The following is a 17,182-nucleotide window of genomic DNA, read 5'->3' as shown; positions in this document are numbered from 1 at the left end:
TTCGACTCGACTTAGTAGGTATTGTTGGCCGCGAAGGAATTGCTCAACAATTTTCGGCATGCGGAAAGGCAACCACCATGCGGCAGCTCATCGTCCTCGGCTTCGTCGGACTCATCGCCCAGCTCATCGACGGATCCCTCGGAATGGCCTACGGAGTGACCTCGACGACCCTGTTGCTCGCGGCCGGAGTCGCCCCGGCAGCAGCCTCGGCGGCGGTGCACTTCTCCGAGATCGGAACCTCCCTGGTCTCCGGGATCTCGCACCACAAGTTCGGCAATGTCGACTGGAAGACTGTGTCGATCCTCGCCGTGCCCGGCTTCATCGGCGCCTTCGTCGGCGCCACCTTCCTCTCCGGACTCAACGGCGACTCGGCCACCCCGTGGATCTCGGGCATCCTGCTCGCCCTCGGCGTCTACGTGATCTGGCGCTTCCTCGCGCTCGGCGGCCGTCGCCCCGAGTTCAAGGGCCGCCCGGGGGTCAAGCTGCTGCTCCCGGTCGGACTCCTCGGCGGTGCGCTCGACTCCATCGGCGGCGGCGGTTGGGGTCCGGTCGGAACCACGACGCTGCTCTCATCCGGGCGGCTCGAACCGCGCAAGGTGGTCGGTTCGATCGACACCAGCGAATTCGTCGTCGCCGTCGGCGGCTCGCTCGGCTTCCTCTTCGCCCTCGGGCATTCCGGCATCGACTGGAAGATCGTCGCGGCCCTGCTGGTGGGCGGGGTCATCGCCGCCCCGTTCGCGGCCTGGCTGGTCAGGGTGCTCCCGGCCCGCATCCTCGCGGTCGCCGCCGGCGGGATCATCATCCTCACCAACGTCCGCACCATCACCCTCGCACTCGGCGCCTCCACCGCGCTGCTGACGACCGTCCTCATCGCCCTGGCCGTGGTCTGGGTCGGCCTGATCGTCCATGTGGTCCGGGTCGAACGCAAGGTGCGCAAGACCGAAGCCGCCGAGGCGGCCGTGGCCGAGCCCGTCGCCTGAGCGTGAGACTGTGGTCCGGCACTTCCCCGTGCCCGGCTCGGGCGCGGCCGCGGATCAGCGCTGGTCAGCCACCTGTGACGGTGGGTCCACTGCTACGATGACGGCATGCGGGTCACCACCAAGTCCGACTATGCACTGCGCGCTCTCATCGAGATCGCCCGCGTCGACGACGGTGAACCCATCAGTGCCGATGAGCTCGGCAGGCGGCAGGACATCCCGAAGGGCTTCCTCCAGGCGATCCTCGCCGATCTGCGTCGTGTCGGGATCCTCACTTCCATCCGCGGCAAGTCCGGGGGCTGGAAGCTGACGAAGCCGGCAGAGGAGATCTCGGTCGCCGATGTCATCCGCGCCGTCGATGGTCCGCTCGTCTCGATCTACGGCCAGCGCCCCGAGGCGGTCAGCTATGACTCGACCGCGGAGTCCCTGCAGCAGGTGTGGATCGCCGCGAGGTATTCGCTGCGTGACGTCCTCGAACATGTAAGCATCGCACAGCTGGCGGCGAAGTCGCTGCCGGAGGCGGTCACCGACAAGGTCGCCGTCGAGGACGCCTGGAACCCGCACTGAACCAGGCCTGCGGGGTTTCCCGGTGCGGGTCTCTGGCCGCAGGTATTCCCGTTAGGAACCTCCGACCGCAGGCGAAAGCGGTCCGCGGTTTCAGCTCATCAACTTCTGCAGGTCGTCGAGGACTCGATTCGCCGCCACCACCGAGGCGTTGAGGAACCACGGATCGACATCGACGGGCAGCGCCCGATCCGCCTTGACCACCGACAGCTTCTTCCACACCTCGGACTCGGTCGGGCTGGCCTTGCCGTCGGGGAAGGCGTGGAAGAGCCAGTCCGCGTCGAGCTCCTCGGCTTTCTCCAGCGAGAGTTCGTGGCTGGCCTTGTCATCGAACTGCTGAGACTTCGGCCGGACCAGACCCGAATCCTCGGCGACGATGCTCGCGATTGCGAGACGCCCGAAGTAGAGGTACTGCTCGCCCTTGGAGCGCACCAGTGAGATGCTGTCGGAATTGCCTCGGGACTCGCCCCATTCCTTGGCCCGCTTCTCGTAGGCGGCGAGCAGCTCATCGGCCTTGTCCCGCTGGTCGAGGGCATCGGCCACAATCCCGAGGTCGGCCTTGAAGTTCTCGGATCCGCCGTTCGTTTTGACCACCTCGGCGATCCCGTTCAGCTCCGTCTCGAGCTTCGTCTCGCCGCGCTTGTTCGAGAGGATGAGGTCGGGTTCGAGGGAGGCGATCTTCTCGAGGTCGGGGCTCATCCGCTCCCCCACGATCTCGATCTTGTCGAGATCGAAGTCGGCGCCGAAGGCATCGGCGATGTAGTCGGGGATGCCGCTGCTGTCGGTGGCCTCGGAGACGGCGACGGCCAGACCGACGGGCATGGTCCCCAGTGCCAGGCAGTGGTCGAGGTGTCCGGTGGACAGGGCCACGATGCGCTCGGGCCGAGCACTCGAGGTCGATTCGGAGGAGGGCTCGGATCCGCTGCAGGCGGCCAGGAAGAGGCTCGCTCCCAGTCCGGTGACACCTCCGAGGACGGATCGTCGGCTGGGCAGGGAGAGCTTGGTGGGCCGGGCGACGGCCGGAGAAGTGTCTTTCACATTTGGGTAGCCTACCCTCACTTCATGTGGAAGATCGCAACGCCGGTTACATCACCCTTGCTCCTCGACCGATCCCGGCGTCAACGCCACTGCGCGGTGACCGTGCGGACGTCGGCGACCACCTCGGCGATGGCGGCGGCGTGGGCCGCGGCGATCGCGTCGTGCCGCCCGGTGCGGGCATTCGTCGCCACGGAACGTGCACGCGAAACGAGGAGGACGTCGCGGCGGCAGGCGCTCAACGGCATCGGAATCACCTCGATGTGAGGGTCGGTCGGCAGTGAGGACTCGGGGATCATCGCGACCGCGAGGTCGGCGGCGATCATACGGATGATCGCCGCGTAGTCGTCCATGCGCATCCCCACCCGGGGCTCGAACCCGGCGGCGACGCAGAAGGAGCGGACCACCTCGTCGATCGCATCGCCGGGGTCGATGCTGAAGGCCCAAGTCTGCGAGACCAGAGCGGTGAGATCAGGAAGCCCCTGGGCGTCGAGTGCGATCGGTCCGACGGACTTCGGCACGCACAGATAGAGCTGCTCCGAGTACAGCGGCTCCGCGTTCAGCGTCACCGGGATCCAGGTCTTGTCGATGTCGGTCGAGACCAGCAGCGCGAGGTCGAGGTCACCGGCCTCGAGCCTGGCCACGAGCTTCGCATGCTCGTCCATCGTCACATCGAGCGCCGCGGCGGGGCCTTCGGCACTTCGCGTCGCCGCCTCTTTGCCGCCACGGGCCACGGGGGCCTCGCCGGTCCGCCACCGCGGGCGCTCCTGCAGCTGCCGGTGCAGTCGCGGGATCACCCGCGCCCCCACGGTCGGCACGGCGCCGATCCTCACCGGCACCGCTTGGGTCTCCCGCCACATCGCGACCTCCTCGCCGAGGCGCTCGCACAGTCCCAGGATCTCGATCGCCCGCGAGACGACGAGTCCGCCGACGACCGTCGGCTGCGAACCGCGTGGGCCGCGGGCGATGAGGGTCGCACCGAGGGCCCGTTCGAGGTTGCCCAGATGGTGATTGACTGTCGGCTGGCTCCACCCCAGGGATGCCGCGGCAGCGGCGACCGACCCGGCCTCAGCGACCGCACGCAGCGCCGTCAGTCCACGAGTATCAAGAGTCTCCATAGTTCTTCAGCCTCCAGTTCAATACTGTCTATAGAGTACTGGAGAAAAGTTGATATTCCGCGGCAAGGACGCATTGCCTAATCTGAGTACATGACCGTGCACCAGGATTCCCACATGCCCTCGACCCCGGACTCATTCGCCTCCCCGGGCGGATCGCAGACCCCGAGCGAGGCGCAGTCCCGCGCACCCTACGCCGAGGCGCTGGCCCGTTCCGCGAACCGCGATTCGCTGTTCCTCTCAACTCCGGGCCACGGCGGCAACGGGCAGGGCATCTCCGCAGGTCAGGCCGAATACTTTGGCGAGCACACCCTGTCCCTGGACATCCCCCCACTCTTCGACGGCATCGACCTCGGCGTCGACACCCCGAAGGACGAAGCGCTGGATCTGGCCGCAGAGGCCTGGGGCGCTCGACGCACCTGGTTCCTGACCAACGGATCCTCGCAGGGCAACCGCATGGCCGCCCTGGCCATCGGCACCCTCGGCCGCAACGTCGTCGTGCAGCGCAGCGCGCATTCGAGCTTCATCGACGGCATCGTGCTGGCCGGCCTCAACCCGAACTTCGTCTACCCCAGCGTCGATGACGTCAACGGCATCGCCCACGGCGTCACCCCCGACTCGCTGCGCGCCGCGATCGCCGCCCATCCGGAGCCCGTCACCGCCGTCTATCTCGTCACCCCCAGCTACTTCGGTGCCGTGGCCGATGTCAGGGCGCTGGCCGAGGTGGCCCACGAGTCGGGTGCCTTCCTCATCGTCGATGCCGCCTGGGGCGCCCACTTCGGGTTCCACCCGGATCTCCCCGCCTCCCCGGTCACGCTCGGTGCCGACATCGTCATCATGAGCACCCACAAGCTCGCCGGTTCGTTCACGCAGTCGGCGCTGCTCCACCTCGGCGACACCGAATTCGCCGAGGCGCTCGAGCCGGCCCTCGCCCGTGCCTTCATGATGACGGCCTCGACCAGCGAGAACGCCCACCTGATGGCCTCGATCGACATCGCCAGGCGGGAGCTGATGAGCTCCCGGGAGGCGATCACCGACTCGCTGTCGAACATCCGCCACGTGCGCGCGCAGATCGAAGGCTCCGGTCACTACCGTCTGCTCTCGGCCGACTTCCTGGGTCATTCCGATGTCGTCGACATCGACCCCTTCCGCCTGCCCATCGACATCACCGCGACCGGGCTGACCGGGCACACCGTGCGCAAGCGCCTGACCGAGGAATTCGCGATCTTCGTCGAGATGGCCACGGCCACGACGATCGTTGCCCTCATCGGCCTCGGCAAGTCCCCCGACATCGCCCGTCTGCTCGAGGCGCTGGAGACCATGCGCCGCGAAACTACAGAGAATCTCGTCTCGGACGGGCAGGATCCGGCCTCGAGCGCGCAGGATCCGGCCTCCGGTGAAGAGCCCGAGATCCCACCTCTGCCGACGGCGGGCGCACTGGCGATGCTGCCCCGGGAGGCGTTCTTCGCCGACTCCGAGGTGGTTCCCGCCGCCGAGGCGGTCGGTCGGATCAGCGTGAGCTCTCTGGCCGCCTACCCGCCCGGAATCCCCAATGTCCTTCCCGGTGAGGAGATCACCGCGGAGACCATTGATTTCCTCCAGGCCGTCGCCGCGAGCCCCTCGGGCCACGTCCGCGGCAGCGTCGATCCCGAACTGGGTCATTTCCGTGTGACTAAAAAAGTGAGATAGCCGACGTGGGGCGGTGTCCGATTTATGCGGATACGGCACTCAGATTCCACACAGGCACCGATCGCCGGGGGCCGTTGTCTTCACTGGGGACAACGGCCCTTTCCACGCCCGAAGATTCGGCATTCTTCCCGCCACTGAGCCGAAGTTCTGTCATAATCGAGACTGTGATCCAGCTCACGAAATTTGTTGACATGCCCTGCGAATCGCGTAAGGATGATTCGCGTTGTTCGAAAACGAACGCTTAGTCGCCGGGCCCGTCTCGGCGGCCACGACTCTGTCGAAATGAGGAACCACTCATGACAACTGAACATGCTGAATCCGCCGCGGGGGGCCGAAAACCCTCCCGCAGAGAGCGGAAGGCGATGAGGAAGCGGCTGGAAGCCGAGCACTGCATCGTCGTCGAGACCAAGTCGATCCGGACCGCCATCGGCGGCACCACCGTCGGCAACTTCATGGAATGGTTCGATTTCGGCGTCTACGGCTATCTCGCCGTGACCATGACGGCCGTGTTCACCGAAGGCATGGACAAGCAGATGGGTCTGCTGGTCACCCTGCTCGGATTCGCGGTCTCCTTCCTCGTCCGCCCTCTCGGCGGAATGGTCCTCGGCCCACTCGGTGACAAGATCGGTCGCCAGAAGGTCCTGTTCTTCACCATGGCCACAATGGCCACCGCCACCGCGCTCATCGGCGTGCTGCCGACGGCGGCGCAGGTCGGACTGTGGGTCATCATCCCGCTCTACCTGCTCAAGATGATCCAGGGCTTCTCCACCGGCGGCGAGTACGCCGGTGCGACCACCTACGTCTCGGAGTTCGCTCCCGACAAGTCCCGCGGCTATTGGGCCTCCTGGCTCGACGTCGGCTCCTACCTCGGCTTCGCCGCCGGTGCCGGCACTGTCGCCATCACCAGCGTGATCAGCATCAGCATCGCGGGCGAGAACGCCATGGTCGACGGCGGTTGGAGGATTCCGTTCCTCATCGCCATCCCCCTGGGTGCAGTCGCCATCTGGTTCCGTCTGAAGATCCCCGAGACTCCGAGCTTCGAAGCGAACGAGGATGCGGGCCTCATCGTCAAGGACAAGGACGATCAGTACGCCCGCCACGGTCTCATCGGCGTGGTCCGTCACTTCTGGAAGGAGATCCTCCTCGGGATCGCCATCGTCGCCGGTTCGCAGACGGTGGGCTATGCGCTCACGAGCTTCATGCCCACCTATCTCGAGGAGACGGTCAAGGTCTCGAACATCCAGGCCGCCGTCGTCACCATCCCGGTCCTCGTCATCATGTCCGTCTGTCTGCCGCTGATCGGACGGCTTTCGGACAAGATGGGCCGGAAGTTCGTCTTCATGGTCGCTGCGGGTGCCACGATCGTCCTCATCATCCCGGCCTTCGCGGTCATGCAGATCGGCGAGATGTGGGCGGTCACCATTGCACTGTTCATGGTCGCGGTCCCGGCGGGCTTCTACATCGCCTGCCTGGCATCGACGCTGCCGGCCCTGTTCCCCACGGCTTCGCGCTACGGGGCCATGGGCCTGACGTTCAACCTCGGCGTCTCCCTGTTCGGCGGCACCACCCCGCTGTTCAGCCAGGCGCTGATCGACCTCACCGGAAACTCGTACATGCCGGCGTTCTACATCATGTTCTTCTCGGTGATCGCGTTCATCGCTGTCTGCTTCATCAAGGAGTCCGCACGACGTCCGCTGCTCGGGTCCTTCCCGACCGTGACCTCACGCGAGGAAGCGGTCGAGCTGGTGGCCGGTCAGGACGACAACCCCGACCTCGACCCGGACACCATGCCGATCCCAGTCATCCACGAGGCCGCGAAGTGATGATCGACTGAGTTCTGTCGCCTCCTGATCCCAGCGCTCAGCCGGGAACAGCGATCGCCAGACTCATACCGATTGAGAAGGGTCGGCGTCCCCGCGGGGACGCCGACCCTTCTCTTCATTCACCGAAGTTCTCCTCAATCACCGGATCGTCTCTTCAACCACCGAACGACTCCTCAATCACCGAGTCGACTCTTCACCGTAGGATGCGCCCGTTTTGCGGCCTCGCTTGAAGAAGTAGAGATTGCCGGTGACGAGCTCGGCCACCTCGTCGGCCCTGCCCGCTTCGATGAGGTCGACGATGACGGGCAGCTCCTTGGCCGAGTCCACGGCGATGTCGTCGATCTCGCTGCGCACGTTGAACAGCCTGGACTGATCCCGCAGGCGCAGGCTGATCTCAGCCGCGCGTCGGCCGAGCCCGAATTCGAGCAGCGCCTCGTGGAAACGTCGGTCATGGGTGTAGAACTCGACGACATCGCCGGTTTCGGCCGCGGCGACCGTCGTAGCGGCATGGTCGCGGAGGAGATCGAGAACCGCGCCGACATCGATGCCGGTGCCCTCAGCGTCATGGCCGCCACGGTCACCGCCCTTAACGTTGCGGCCTTTGCCATCGTCACCGTCAGTGTCACGGGCGCCCCCGCTGTCGCCCGCCTCGGCGACGGCCGCGCATAGGCGACGAACCGCCGGGACCGCGAGGAGGACCCGGATGCGGATGATCTCCTCGAGGTCATCCGCGGTGATCGGGACGAGTCGGAACCCGCGGTTCGGCACGGCTTCGACGGTGCCTTCGGTCACGAGCGCCATCATCGCCTCGCGGACGGGGCTGAGCGACATGCCGAGCTGCTTGGCCAGACCCGCCGCCGAATAGATTCGATCCTCGGCGAGCTCCCCGGCGATGATCGCATCACGGATGATCGCCAGGGCGTGCTCCCGCAGGGAAACCGCCTGCGGCCTGGAGTGATCCACGGCGTTCCTCCTCCACTTCGCCCACGCTTACGGGCTGACTCAACGCATACGGGCTGACTCATGACGTACGGACGACTCAACGTTCACCGGCTGATTCAACTCATACGGACTATTGACAGCATAACCGCGAAGACGCACGATGGAGGTGGGTAATCGGTAATCGATTACCAACCAACGCGTTCCTGCGACGGAGGAGGAACCCATGTCAGACGATCCCCTGCTCCAGCCCTTCCAGCTGGGCTCTCTCACCCTGCGCAACCGCATCGTGTCCACCGCGCACGAGCCGGCCTACACCGAGCTCGGCATGCCCAAGGACCGCTACCGCCTCTACCACCGGGAGAAGGCGCGCGGCGGCGTCGGACTGACCATGACCGCGGGGTCGGCGATCGTGTCGAAGGACTCGCCGGCGGCCTTCGGCAACGTCGACCTCTCCACAGACGAGGTGGTCCCGTGGCTCGCCGCCATCGCCGATGACTGCCACGCCGAAGGCACCGCGGTGATGATCCAGCTGACCCACCTCGGGCCGAGGAATTCGAACTTCACCGCCGACTGGCTGCCGGTCGTCTCCTCGAGCCGCCACCGGGAGGCCGGCCACCGCTCGTTCTCCAAGGCGATGGAGGAGTTCGACATCGACCGGATCGTCGCCGACTTCGCCGCGGCGGCCAGGCGCGTGCGGGAGGCCGGATTCGACGGCCTCGAGGTCCTCCATGCCGGCCACCTCGTCGACTACTTCTTCGCCGAACGGCTCAATGAGCGCGACGACGAGTACGGCGGCGACCTCGCGCATCGGATGCGCTTCCCCCTGCGCGTCATCGATGCCGTCCGCGAGGCGGCCGGTGATCTCGCCTTCGGGCTGCGGATGTCGGTGCTCGAGGAGATGGCCGGCGGCATCGGCGAAGGCCTGGCCGTCGATGTGCTCGAGGAGTACGCCGCCCACGGGATCGACTTCCTCAACCTCAACGTCGGCACGATCAGCAGCGACCGAGAACTCGCCGAGGCGATCCCCGGCATGGGCACCCCTTCGGCCCCCTGGCTCGAGACCTGCCGGCGCATCCGCAAGGCCATCGAGATCCCCGTGCTCCACGCGGCCCGGATCGCCGATGTGCCCACGGCCCGCTATGCCATCGAGGACGGCTGCCTCGATCTCGTGGGCATGACCCGGGCACAGCTGGCCGACCCGTATCTGGTGAAGAAGATCGCTGAGGACCGGGAGGACGACATCCGACCCTGCGTGGGGGCGAACATGTGCCTCGACGGCATCTACTCCTCCGGCTCAGCCACCTGCATCCACAACCCGGCCAGCGGTCGCGAAGCCGATCTGCCGCAGGAGGTCCCGCACGATGTCACCGCCGACCCGAACACGAACTCGGGCCCGAAGCACGTCGTCATCGTCGGCGCAGGTCCGGCCGGTCTCGAAGCCGCCCGCGTCGCCGCCGTCCGCGGCCACCGCGTGACCCTGCTCGAGGCCGATTCCGCACCCGGCGGGCAGGTCCGCATCGCGGCCCGCTCGCAGCGTCGCCGGGATCTCATCGGCATCATCGATTGGCGCGTTCAGCAGTGCGCCAAGCACGGAGTGGATCTGCGCGTGGACACCTTCGCCGAGGCGGACGACATCCTCGCGCTGTCCCCGGACGTCGTCATCGTCGCCACCGGCGGCATCCCCGATTCCAGCTATCCCTTCCGTGAGCAGGGCCCGTCCTTCGACGTCTGGGATGTGATGAATGACAGCCTCCGGAACAAGCAGCGGGTCCTCGTCTACGACGACCATGGGTTCTATCCGGCTCTCGACGCCGTGGAGCATCTGGCCCGCAACGGCCAGCAGGTCACCTATGTCAGCCCCGAGCGGACGATCGGAATCGACGTCGGTTCGATGAACTCGCCGGCCTATCTGCAGGTCTTCTCGGAATTCGGGGTCACGGTCCACCTCGGCGAGAGGCTCGCGGCGAAGCCGGTCGCTGCGGACCGCAGCGTCCACGCTCTGCTGCGCAACGACTACTCGGACATCGAGACCGAGGTCGAGACCGATGCCGTCGTCGTCGACTTCGGCACGACGCCGAACGATGAGGTCTACTTCGCGCTCAAACCCCATTCGAGCAACCGCGGCGAGCTCGACCTCGACGCCTGGGTGCACGGTCGCCCGCAGCCCCGGATCCTCGCCGAGGTGGGGGCCGGAGTCGGGAGCGCCACCGCTGACAATGGCCCCGCAGGTCGCCCTGCCGAGGCGAGCGCGGGTTTCGCACTCTATCGGATCGGTGACGCGGTCGCCTCCCGCAACGTCCACGCGGCCGTCCTCGAAGGACTGCGCGTGGGGATGGGACTCTCATGACCGCCGCACCGGGCCCGAGCGTGACGACCGTCGACTATCACACCGCCGGTGAGCCGTTCCGGATCGTTCCCGAGCCGCCGCTCGAGATCCCAGGGGCGAGTGTGGCCGAGAAGAGGATGGCGGCGATCGCCGACGCGAAGATCGACGGTCTGCGCCGGCTCCTCTGCTTCGAACCCCGCGGGCATGCCGATATGTACGGCGGTTTCATCACCGACCCCGATGATGCCGGCGCGCACTTCGGCGTCCTGTTCTGGCACAAGGACGGCTTCTCGACAGCCTGCGGTCACGGCACGATCGCCCTGGGCACCTGGGCGGTCGAATCCGGTCGCGTTCCGGTCGATCCCTCGAGCATCACCGAGGTCGTCATCGACGTTCCCTCCGGCCGGGTCACGGCCGCGGTGCACACGGACGATTCGGGACGCGTCAGCTCGGTCGACTTCATCAACGTCCCCGGCCGCCTCATCGCCGCCGACGTCGAGGTCGAGGTCGAAGCCGGTGCCGACGTCGAGGTAGAGGTCGGTGCCGACATCGGGGTAGGGGTCCCCGCCGACATCAAGGAAGAGGCATCCGCCGCCGAGGCTGAAGCCAGGGCCGCCGGGACGATACCCGTCGATCTCATCTGGGGCGGAGCGATCTACGCCTGCGTCGACGGGGATGCGCTCGGTCTTCAGGTCGCACCGGAGAACCTCCACGAACTCATCGAACTCGGCCGCAGCATCAAGGCCGGCCTGGCGGATCACCCGCTGACCGCGCACCCCGGCGATGATCGCCTCAGCGGGGTCTACGGCGCAATCATCGTCAACCGACTGGGCACCCTGCCCGGCGGAGAGCTGCATCAGCGCAATGTCACGATCTTCGCCGACGGGCAGGTCGACCGCTCCCCCTGCGGTTCGGGCACTGCCGCGCGCATCGCCGCCCTGCACTCCAGCGGAGAGCTCGCCGATGGTCACACGCTCATCCACGAATCGATCATCGGCACCCGGTTCCGCGCCCGTGTGCTCTCGGCGGACACAGCCAGTGGCGCTGCCACGGGTGCAGCCGCCGGTGCTGCCGCGGGCAGAGCCACTGGCGAAGACACCCAAGAAGACGCAGCTGAAGACTCACGGGAAGACACAACCGAATCCGGCGTCGTCCCGATCATCTCCGCCAGCGCCCACAAGGTCGCCACCTGCACCTTCGAGGTCGACGACCGCGATGACCTCGTCCCCGGCTTCGTCCTGCGCTGACCTGCCTTGGCCTGCGCTGATCCGTGCTGGCCTACGCGGATCCCCGCTGATCTGTACTGATCTGCACTGATCCGTGCCGAAATGATCCAGCCTCCGGCGAGTCATTTTGTCAGCCACGTCACATAAAGGTAGCTTGGACATACCTTCACGCGGCCATCGACGGAGAGGATGAACGTGGGCAAGTACATCCTCAGACGCGTGCTCCTGATGATCCCCATCGTCCTCGGCGTCGCGACTCTCTCCTTCGTGCTCATGAAGCTCGCCCCCGGCGATCCGGCCGCCGCCTACCTCGGCGACAAGGCCACCCCCGAGGCGGTCGCTCAGCTGCGCCACGCGTGGGGTCTCGATCAGCCGATGATCATCCAGTACTTCCAGTTCCTCGGCGGACTCTTCGTCGGCGACTTCGGCCGCTCCTTCATCTTCCAGACCACGGTCCTCGAACTCCTCAAGCTGCGCATGCCGGCCACGCTCATGCTCATGCTCGTCTCCCTCATCTTCGCGGTCGTCATCTCGGTGCCGCTGTCACTGTGGGTGGCCGCGACGAAATCGGCCGCCTCGGCGATCGTCTCCCGCGTCTTCACCGCCACGGTCCAGGGGATGCCGGCGTTCTTCGTCGGCACCCTGCTCATCCTCGTCCTCGGGGTGAATACGGGACTGTTCCCGGTCGGCGGCTATGGCAGCAGCCTCGGCGAACACCTCTATTCCCTCGTCCTGCCCGGAATCGCGGTGGCGCTGACGATCTGCCCGGTGCTCATCCGCAGCCTCACGGCCGCGCTCAACGACTCCCTGTCGGCCGAGTACACGAACTTCGCGGCCTCGAAGGGGCTGAGCCGCTCGAAGATCGTGCGCAACTATGCCTTCCGCAATGCCGGGATCACGGGGATCTCGATCCTCGGCATCCAGGTCGGCCACCTCGTCGGAGGTGCCCTCGTGGTCGAGAACGTGTTCGCCATCCCCGGCGTCGGTTCGCTGCTCATGGAGGCCGTCCTCGCCCGCGACTACAACGTCGTGCAGGCGCTGACGGTGATCTTCGGCGTGCTCGTCGTCCTCGTCTACCTGCTCACCGACATCGTCTACAGCCTCGTCGATCCGCGCGTGCGATTGGGAGCCTGATGAGTGATCCGCTGAGCTCCGCATCACCGTCCGCCGGCGCACCCGCCGGGACCGGCCCCGGCGGTCCGTCCGGCTTGGGCCCGACCCCCGACCCGAGCGGCAAGCCGCCGCGCACCCGGGGCGGGACGGCCGCCCGCGCCACCCCGCAGGCTCGCTTCACGATGCCTCTGCCGGCCTTCCTCCGACGGCACAATCTGCAGCTGTGGACGGGACTGATCATCCTCGGCGCGATGGTGCTCCTGCTCGCGATCGGACCGCTGTTCGTCACCGCCGATCCGAACCGGCAGGATCTCCTCAACGCCTTCGGCGGCTCGTCGGCCGCACACCCCCTGGGCACCGATCAGCTGGGGCGGGACATCCTCGCCAGGTTCCTCCACGGCGGCCGCATCGACCTCCTCGTCGCGGTCATCGCCGTGATCGTGCCCTTCATCCTCGGCACCGCCCTCGGCGCCCTGGCCGGCTACTTCGGTCGGTGGGTCGACATCGTCATCATGCGCCTGGCCGACATCGTCTCGGCCTTCCCCTTCTACGTCCTCGTCATCGTCCTCGTGTTCGTCATGGGCAACGGGATGGCGAGCATCTTCGTGGCCATCAGCGCCGTATCCTGGGTCGCCTATGCCCGCATCGTCCGCGGTGAGGTCCTCGTCCTGCGCGAAGAGGAGTTCGTCTCCGCCTGCCGGGCCTCGGGGCTGACGACCCCGCGGATCCTGTCCCGCCACGTCATTCCCAACACCGTCAGCCAGGGCATCATCTACGCGATGAGCGACATCGTGCTCAACATCGGCGTCGTCGTCACGCTCAGCTTCTTCGGCCTCGGCATCGTCCCACCGACCGCGGACTGGGGGCAGATGATGAACGACGGTCAGCAGTACATGGGCACCGGCAACTACGGCCTCATCCTGTGGCCGGGCTTCGCCGTGGTCCTCGTGTCGCTGGCGCTGGCGCTCATCGGCGATGGCCTGACGAACATACTCAAGCCGAGGAGATGAGGAAGGGTGAGGAGGAGATGAGCATGCCCATTCTCGAAGTGGACTCCTTGACCGTCGACATCGACGGCGAGGTCGGCCGCCGCCGCATCCTCGACGACGTCTCGATCACCCTCGAGGCCGGGGAGCCGATGGGGCTGGTCGGCGAGTCCGGATCGGGCAAGTCGATGACCCTGCGCAGCATCCTCGGCATGCTGCCCTCGGGCGCCGAGATCGTCGAGGGAGAGATCCGCTTCCGCGGCACGAACATCCTCACCTCCGGCAGCCGGCGCGGCTATGACCAGCGGATCCGCGGCACCGGCATCTCTATGGTGTTCCAAGAGCCGGCGATCGCCCTCAATCCGGTGATGAAGGTCGGCCGGCAGATCACCGACGCCGTCGCCGAGCACAAGGGGCTGTCGAAGCGCAGCGCCCATGAGCTGGCGGTCGAGCTGATGGATCGCGTCGGCATCGCCGACCCCGAACGCCGCGCCCACAGCTACCCGTTTCAGCTCTCGGGAGGCATGCGCCAACGGGTGATGATCGCCGCGGCACTGGCCCAGGAGCCCGAGGTGCTGCTCTGCGATGAGCCGACGACGGCTCTGGACGTGACGATCCAGGCGCAGGTGCTCGACCTGTTCCGCACGATGCAGCAGGAAAGGGGACTCGGCCTGCTCTACGTCACCCACGACCTTGCCGTGGTCGCCCAGCTGTGCCAGTCCATCAGCGTGATGAAGGACGGTCAGATCATCGAACACGGTGTGCTCCAGTCCGTCTTCGACGACCCGACCGAGGAGTACACCCGCAAGCTGCTGACCGCGACTCCGCGGATCGACGATGGAGCCTTCGCCGGAACCGGCGGGGACGCTTCGGCGGGAACCTCAGAGGGGGCACGATGACCACGACACGGGAAGACTCAGCCGGCCTGCGGGCAGAGCACATCACCGTCACCTTCGGCCGCGGCGAGCGCACCTTCACCGCCGTGGACGATGCGAGCCTGGCAGTCGCTCCCGGGGAGATCGTCGGTCTCGTCGGCGAGTCCGGTTCGGGCAAATCGACGGTCTCCCGCGTCATCTGCGGACTCCAGCGCGAGTACTCCGGACGGGTGTCGTTCGCCGGACGCGAGCTCGAACCCAAACGCACCGCCGCCCAGTGGCGCGTGGTCCAGATGGTTTTCCAGGACCCCTTCGCCTCACTCGATCCCCGCTACACCGTGCGGGCCACCCTCGCCGAGGTGATCCGCCACCATCGCTTGGCCAAGGGAGCGGCGCTGCGGGAACGGTGCGCCGAGCTCATGGAGATGGTCCGACTGCCGGTCGAATTCCTCGACCGCACCCCGTCCGCGATGTCCGGTGGCCAGCGGCAGCGGGTCGCGATCGCTCGGGCCCTGGCCGTCGAGCCCGAGGTGATCGTCGCCGACGAAGCCGTTTCGGCTCTCGATGTCAGCGTGCAGGCCGAGATCGTCGCCCTCTTCGCCCGCCTGCGCGAGGAGTTGGGGCTCTCTATCCTCTTCATCTCCCACGACCTCGCGGTGGTCAAGAACCTCTGCGAACGCGTCCATGTCATCCACGACGGCGTCCTCGTCGAGGAGAACACGACCGCGGAGATCTTCACCGCGCCCCGGGACGAATACACGAAGACGCTGCTTGCCGCGATCCCCAGGTTCGACAGCGCCTTCCTCGACGGCGCCTCCAAGGGCTCGGGAGGCACGGCCGGCGCAGCCTCCGCGGACGGGACCGACTATCGACTCCACGCGCGGACCAAAGGAGGCTCGCGATGACCGCACGATCTCGACCCACCGCACGATCCCGATTCGCCGGGCTCATCGCGGCGCTGTGCGCCAGCCTGCTCGTCCTCGCCGGCTGCGGTTCCGGCGATCAGGAGTCGGTGCGTCCGGGCGGCGATCTCGTCTATGCCCGAGCCGATGACACGACCACCCTGCTGCCGCCGACGACGACCCAGAACGAGGACATCTGGACGCTGCAGCAGGTCTACGAGACGCTCACCCTCAACAAACCCGACGGAACAGGAGTCCAACCGGGCCTGGCCACGGACTGGGAGGAGTCGAAGGACAAGTTGTCGTGGACGTTCCACCTCCGCCAGGGAGTGAAGTTCCACAGCGGCAAAGAACTCGATGCCGATGACGTCGTCTTCTCGCTCGACTATGCCCGGGACCAGGAGGACGAGGACAATCTGTGGGCGGGCGAATTCGCCCCGATCAAGAAGGTGAAGAAGGTCGACGATCACACGGTGCGCATCGACCTCTCGCAGCCATGGGGGCCGCTGCCCAGCTACATGGCGCTCTTCGCCGCTTCGATCTACCCGGACGACTTCGGCGGACATGACGCCGAGTACATGGCGACCCACGCCGACGGAACCGGACCCTTCGCCGTCGACACCTGGAACAAGGGCCAGAGCCTGCGGCTGAAGAAGAACCCGGACTACTGGCAGGAGGGAGTGCCCTCGCTCGATTCGGTGACCTTCAATGTCGTCACGGAGGACAATACCCGGCGCCTGCAGCTCCTCGGCGGGCAGGCCGACATCAACCAGGAACCGGCACCGCTGAGCATGAGTCAGCTCGCCCGGTCACAGGATGTCAGGGCCGAGGCGTTCGAGTCCACGAAGATCCTCTATTTCAACCTCAACAACACGACCGAGGAGCTGTCTGACCCCAAGCTGCGTCGTGCGATGTCCTATGCCATCGACCGCAGGTCCGTCGTCGACGTCGTCTATGCCGGCTACGCGGACCCCGCCACGAGCTTCATCTCACCCGGTCTGACCGGGCACGCCGAGGAGGTCGATGGCAGCGAGTTCGACATGGACAAGGCCAAGCAGCTGGTCAAGAAGTCCGATCATCCCGATGGCGCGGACATCACGATCCAGATCCCCTCGGGTGTGGCCGACCGCGAGCTGCTCGCCCAGATCGCCCAGCAGGCCTGGCAGGACATCGGTCTCACCGTGCACGTGCAGAAGCTCGATGACGCGACCTTGACGACGAACCGGACGAACGGCGACTTCCAGGTTCAGGTCAGCTATGCGACCTCGGACGTCTCGGACACCTCGCAGATGATCAACTTCCTCGCCGTGACTGACGATTCGGGAATCCGCTCCGGCTACGGCAACCCCAAGGTCGAGAAGTGGGCGAAGGAGGCCGTGGCCGAGGAGGACGCAGCCAAGCAGAACGAGCTGTACGCGAAGATCCAGCAGCAGGTCGCCGACGACGCCCCGATCATCCCTGTCGCCTACCAGAAGGCCCTCTACGGGATCAGTCGAGACGTCGTCGACTTCAAGCCCTATGTGCTCGGCACCTATGGGCTGCGGGAGACGAAGCTCAAGCACTGAGGACCCGGCCCCGGGGATCGAGTTCCGATTCGGGCTCAGCCCCG

General features: G+C 66.6%; 14 protein-coding genes. 11 read left to right on the top strand and 3 right to left on the bottom strand.

The annotated features are described in order from the left end of the window. The first annotated feature begins 77 nt into the window (after window positions 1-77). A complete protein-coding gene (locus ACH82I_RS11960) occupies window positions 78-980 on the top strand; it encodes a sulfite exporter TauE/SafE family protein (protein WP_413332824.1) in 903 nt (300 codons plus the stop codon). Window positions 981-1,085: 105 nt separating this feature from the next. Continuing rightward, window positions 1,086-1,544, top strand: coding sequence for an RrF2 family transcriptional regulator (locus ACH82I_RS11955; protein WP_413332822.1), 459 nt, complete (start codon window positions 1,086-1,088; stop codon window positions 1,542-1,544). A 90-nt stretch (window positions 1,545-1,634) separates the two neighbouring features. Here ACH82I_RS11955 and ACH82I_RS11950 read toward each other — a convergent pair whose 3' ends face one another. Both ACH82I_RS11950 and ACH82I_RS11945 read right to left on the bottom strand, forming a co-directional pair. Continuing rightward, window positions 1,635-2,579 carry an ABC transporter substrate-binding protein gene (locus tag ACH82I_RS11950; protein WP_413332820.1) on the bottom strand — a complete coding sequence of 315 codons (945 nt, stop codon included), beginning with the start codon at window positions 2,577-2,579 and terminating at the stop codon, window positions 1,635-1,637. Between the two features lie 80 nt (window positions 2,580-2,659). Beyond that, the gene (locus ACH82I_RS11945; protein ID WP_413332818.1) at window positions 2,660-3,694 is read right to left on the bottom strand and encodes a LysR family transcriptional regulator; all 1,035 of its coding nucleotides are present in this window, start codon (window positions 3,692-3,694) and stop codon (window positions 2,660-2,662) included. A 90-nt stretch (window positions 3,695-3,784) separates the two neighbouring features. On the opposite strand from ACH82I_RS11945, the gene ACH82I_RS11940 reads away from it, so the two are divergent. Then, complete coding sequence (locus ACH82I_RS11940) at window positions 3,785-5,380, top strand: aminotransferase class I/II-fold pyridoxal phosphate-dependent enzyme (RefSeq protein WP_413332816.1); 1,596 nt, start codon at window positions 3,785-3,787, stop codon at window positions 5,378-5,380. Between the two features lie 362 nt (window positions 5,381-5,742). Beyond that, window positions 5,743-7,203 (top strand): MFS transporter, encoded by a 1,461-nt coding sequence (locus tag ACH82I_RS11935; protein ID WP_413332814.1) that lies wholly within the window; start codon window positions 5,743-5,745, stop codon window positions 7,201-7,203. 177 nt (window positions 7,204-7,380) lie between these two features. Here the strand turns inward: ACH82I_RS11935 and ACH82I_RS11930 are convergent, their stop codons facing one another. Then, the gene (locus ACH82I_RS11930) at window positions 7,381-8,166 is read right to left on the bottom strand and encodes a GntR family transcriptional regulator (protein ID WP_413332812.1); all 786 of its coding nucleotides are present in this window, start codon (window positions 8,164-8,166) and stop codon (window positions 7,381-7,383) included. A gap of 202 nt (window positions 8,167-8,368) precedes the next feature. Between ACH82I_RS11930 and ACH82I_RS11925 the strand changes: the two genes are divergently transcribed. From ACH82I_RS11925 to ACH82I_RS11895, 7 genes are all read left to right on the top strand, one after another. Continuing rightward, window positions 8,369-10,492 (top strand): FAD-dependent oxidoreductase, encoded by a 2,124-nt coding sequence (locus ACH82I_RS11925; protein ID WP_413332810.1) that lies wholly within the window; start codon window positions 8,369-8,371, stop codon window positions 10,490-10,492. Then, a complete protein-coding gene (locus ACH82I_RS11920) occupies window positions 10,489-11,718 on the top strand; it encodes a proline racemase family protein (protein WP_413332809.1) in 1,230 nt (409 codons plus the stop codon). Before ACH82I_RS11925 ends, ACH82I_RS11920 begins: the two co-directional genes overlap by 4 nt. A gap of 168 nt (window positions 11,719-11,886) precedes the next feature. After that, window positions 11,887-12,831 carry an ABC transporter permease gene (locus ACH82I_RS11915; protein WP_413332807.1) on the top strand — a complete coding sequence of 315 codons (945 nt, stop codon included), beginning with the start codon at window positions 11,887-11,889 and terminating at the stop codon, window positions 12,829-12,831. After that, the gene (locus ACH82I_RS11910) at window positions 12,831-13,820 is read left to right on the top strand and encodes an ABC transporter permease (protein WP_413332806.1); all 990 of its coding nucleotides are present in this window, start codon (window positions 12,831-12,833) and stop codon (window positions 13,818-13,820) included. The genes ACH82I_RS11915 and ACH82I_RS11910 overlap by 1 nt, the downstream gene beginning before the upstream one ends. A 23-nt stretch (window positions 13,821-13,843) precedes the next feature. Beyond that, window positions 13,844-14,695, top strand: coding sequence for an ABC transporter ATP-binding protein (locus ACH82I_RS11905; RefSeq protein ID WP_413332805.1), 852 nt, complete (start codon window positions 13,844-13,846; stop codon window positions 14,693-14,695). Further along, the gene (locus ACH82I_RS11900) at window positions 14,692-15,576 is read left to right on the top strand and encodes an ABC transporter ATP-binding protein (protein ID WP_413332804.1); all 885 of its coding nucleotides are present in this window, start codon (window positions 14,692-14,694) and stop codon (window positions 15,574-15,576) included. The genes ACH82I_RS11905 and ACH82I_RS11900 overlap by 4 nt, the downstream gene beginning before the upstream one ends. Beyond that, entirely contained in the window at window positions 15,573-17,138 is a 1,566-nt protein-coding gene (locus tag ACH82I_RS11895) for an ABC transporter substrate-binding protein (protein ID WP_413332803.1), read from the top strand. The genes ACH82I_RS11900 and ACH82I_RS11895 overlap by 4 nt, the downstream gene beginning before the upstream one ends. Window positions 17,139-17,182 lie beyond the last annotated feature (44 nt).

The sequence above is a fragment of the Brevibacterium sp. GP-SGM9 genome, from assembly GCF_047300845.1.
Classification (GTDB): domain Bacteria; phylum Actinomycetota; class Actinomycetes; order Actinomycetales; family Brevibacteriaceae; genus Brevibacterium.
Note: the sequence above shows the minus strand (reverse complement) of the source record. Positions and strands in the feature narration are given on the sequence as shown.

What these genes read in the sequence shown, in the direction of transcription:
- ACH82I_RS11920 (WP_413332809.1), top strand. Translation starts at nt 10,489, where the DNA reads ATGACCGCCGCACCGGGCCCGAGCGTGACGACCGTCGACTATCACACC.
- ACH82I_RS11895 (WP_413332803.1), top strand. Translation starts at nt 15,573, where the DNA reads ATGACCGCACGATCTCGACCCACCGCACGATCCCGATTCGCCGGGCTC.
- ACH82I_RS11905 (WP_413332805.1), top strand. Translation starts at nt 13,844, where the DNA reads ATGCCCATTCTCGAAGTGGACTCCTTGACCGTCGACATCGACGGCGAG.
- ACH82I_RS11945 (WP_413332818.1), bottom strand. Translation starts at nt 3,694, where the DNA reads ATGGAGACTCTTGATACTCGTGGACTGACGGCGCTGCGTGCGGTCGCT.
- ACH82I_RS11940 (WP_413332816.1), top strand. Translation starts at nt 3,785, where the DNA reads ATGACCGTGCACCAGGATTCCCACATGCCCTCGACCCCGGACTCATTC.
- ACH82I_RS11955 (WP_413332822.1), top strand. Translation starts at nt 1,086, where the DNA reads ATGCGGGTCACCACCAAGTCCGACTATGCACTGCGCGCTCTCATCGAG.
- ACH82I_RS11925 (WP_413332810.1), top strand. Translation starts at nt 8,369, where the DNA reads ATGTCAGACGATCCCCTGCTCCAGCCCTTCCAGCTGGGCTCTCTCACC.
- ACH82I_RS11915 (WP_413332807.1), top strand. Translation starts at nt 11,887, where the DNA reads ATGAACGTGGGCAAGTACATCCTCAGACGCGTGCTCCTGATGATCCCC.
- ACH82I_RS11910 (WP_413332806.1), top strand. Translation starts at nt 12,831, where the DNA reads ATGAGTGATCCGCTGAGCTCCGCATCACCGTCCGCCGGCGCACCCGCC.
- ACH82I_RS11960 (WP_413332824.1), top strand. Translation starts at nt 78, where the DNA reads ATGCGGCAGCTCATCGTCCTCGGCTTCGTCGGACTCATCGCCCAGCTC.
- ACH82I_RS11935 (WP_413332814.1), top strand. Translation starts at nt 5,743, where the DNA reads ATGAGGAAGCGGCTGGAAGCCGAGCACTGCATCGTCGTCGAGACCAAG.
- ACH82I_RS11900 (WP_413332804.1), top strand. Translation starts at nt 14,692, where the DNA reads ATGACCACGACACGGGAAGACTCAGCCGGCCTGCGGGCAGAGCACATC.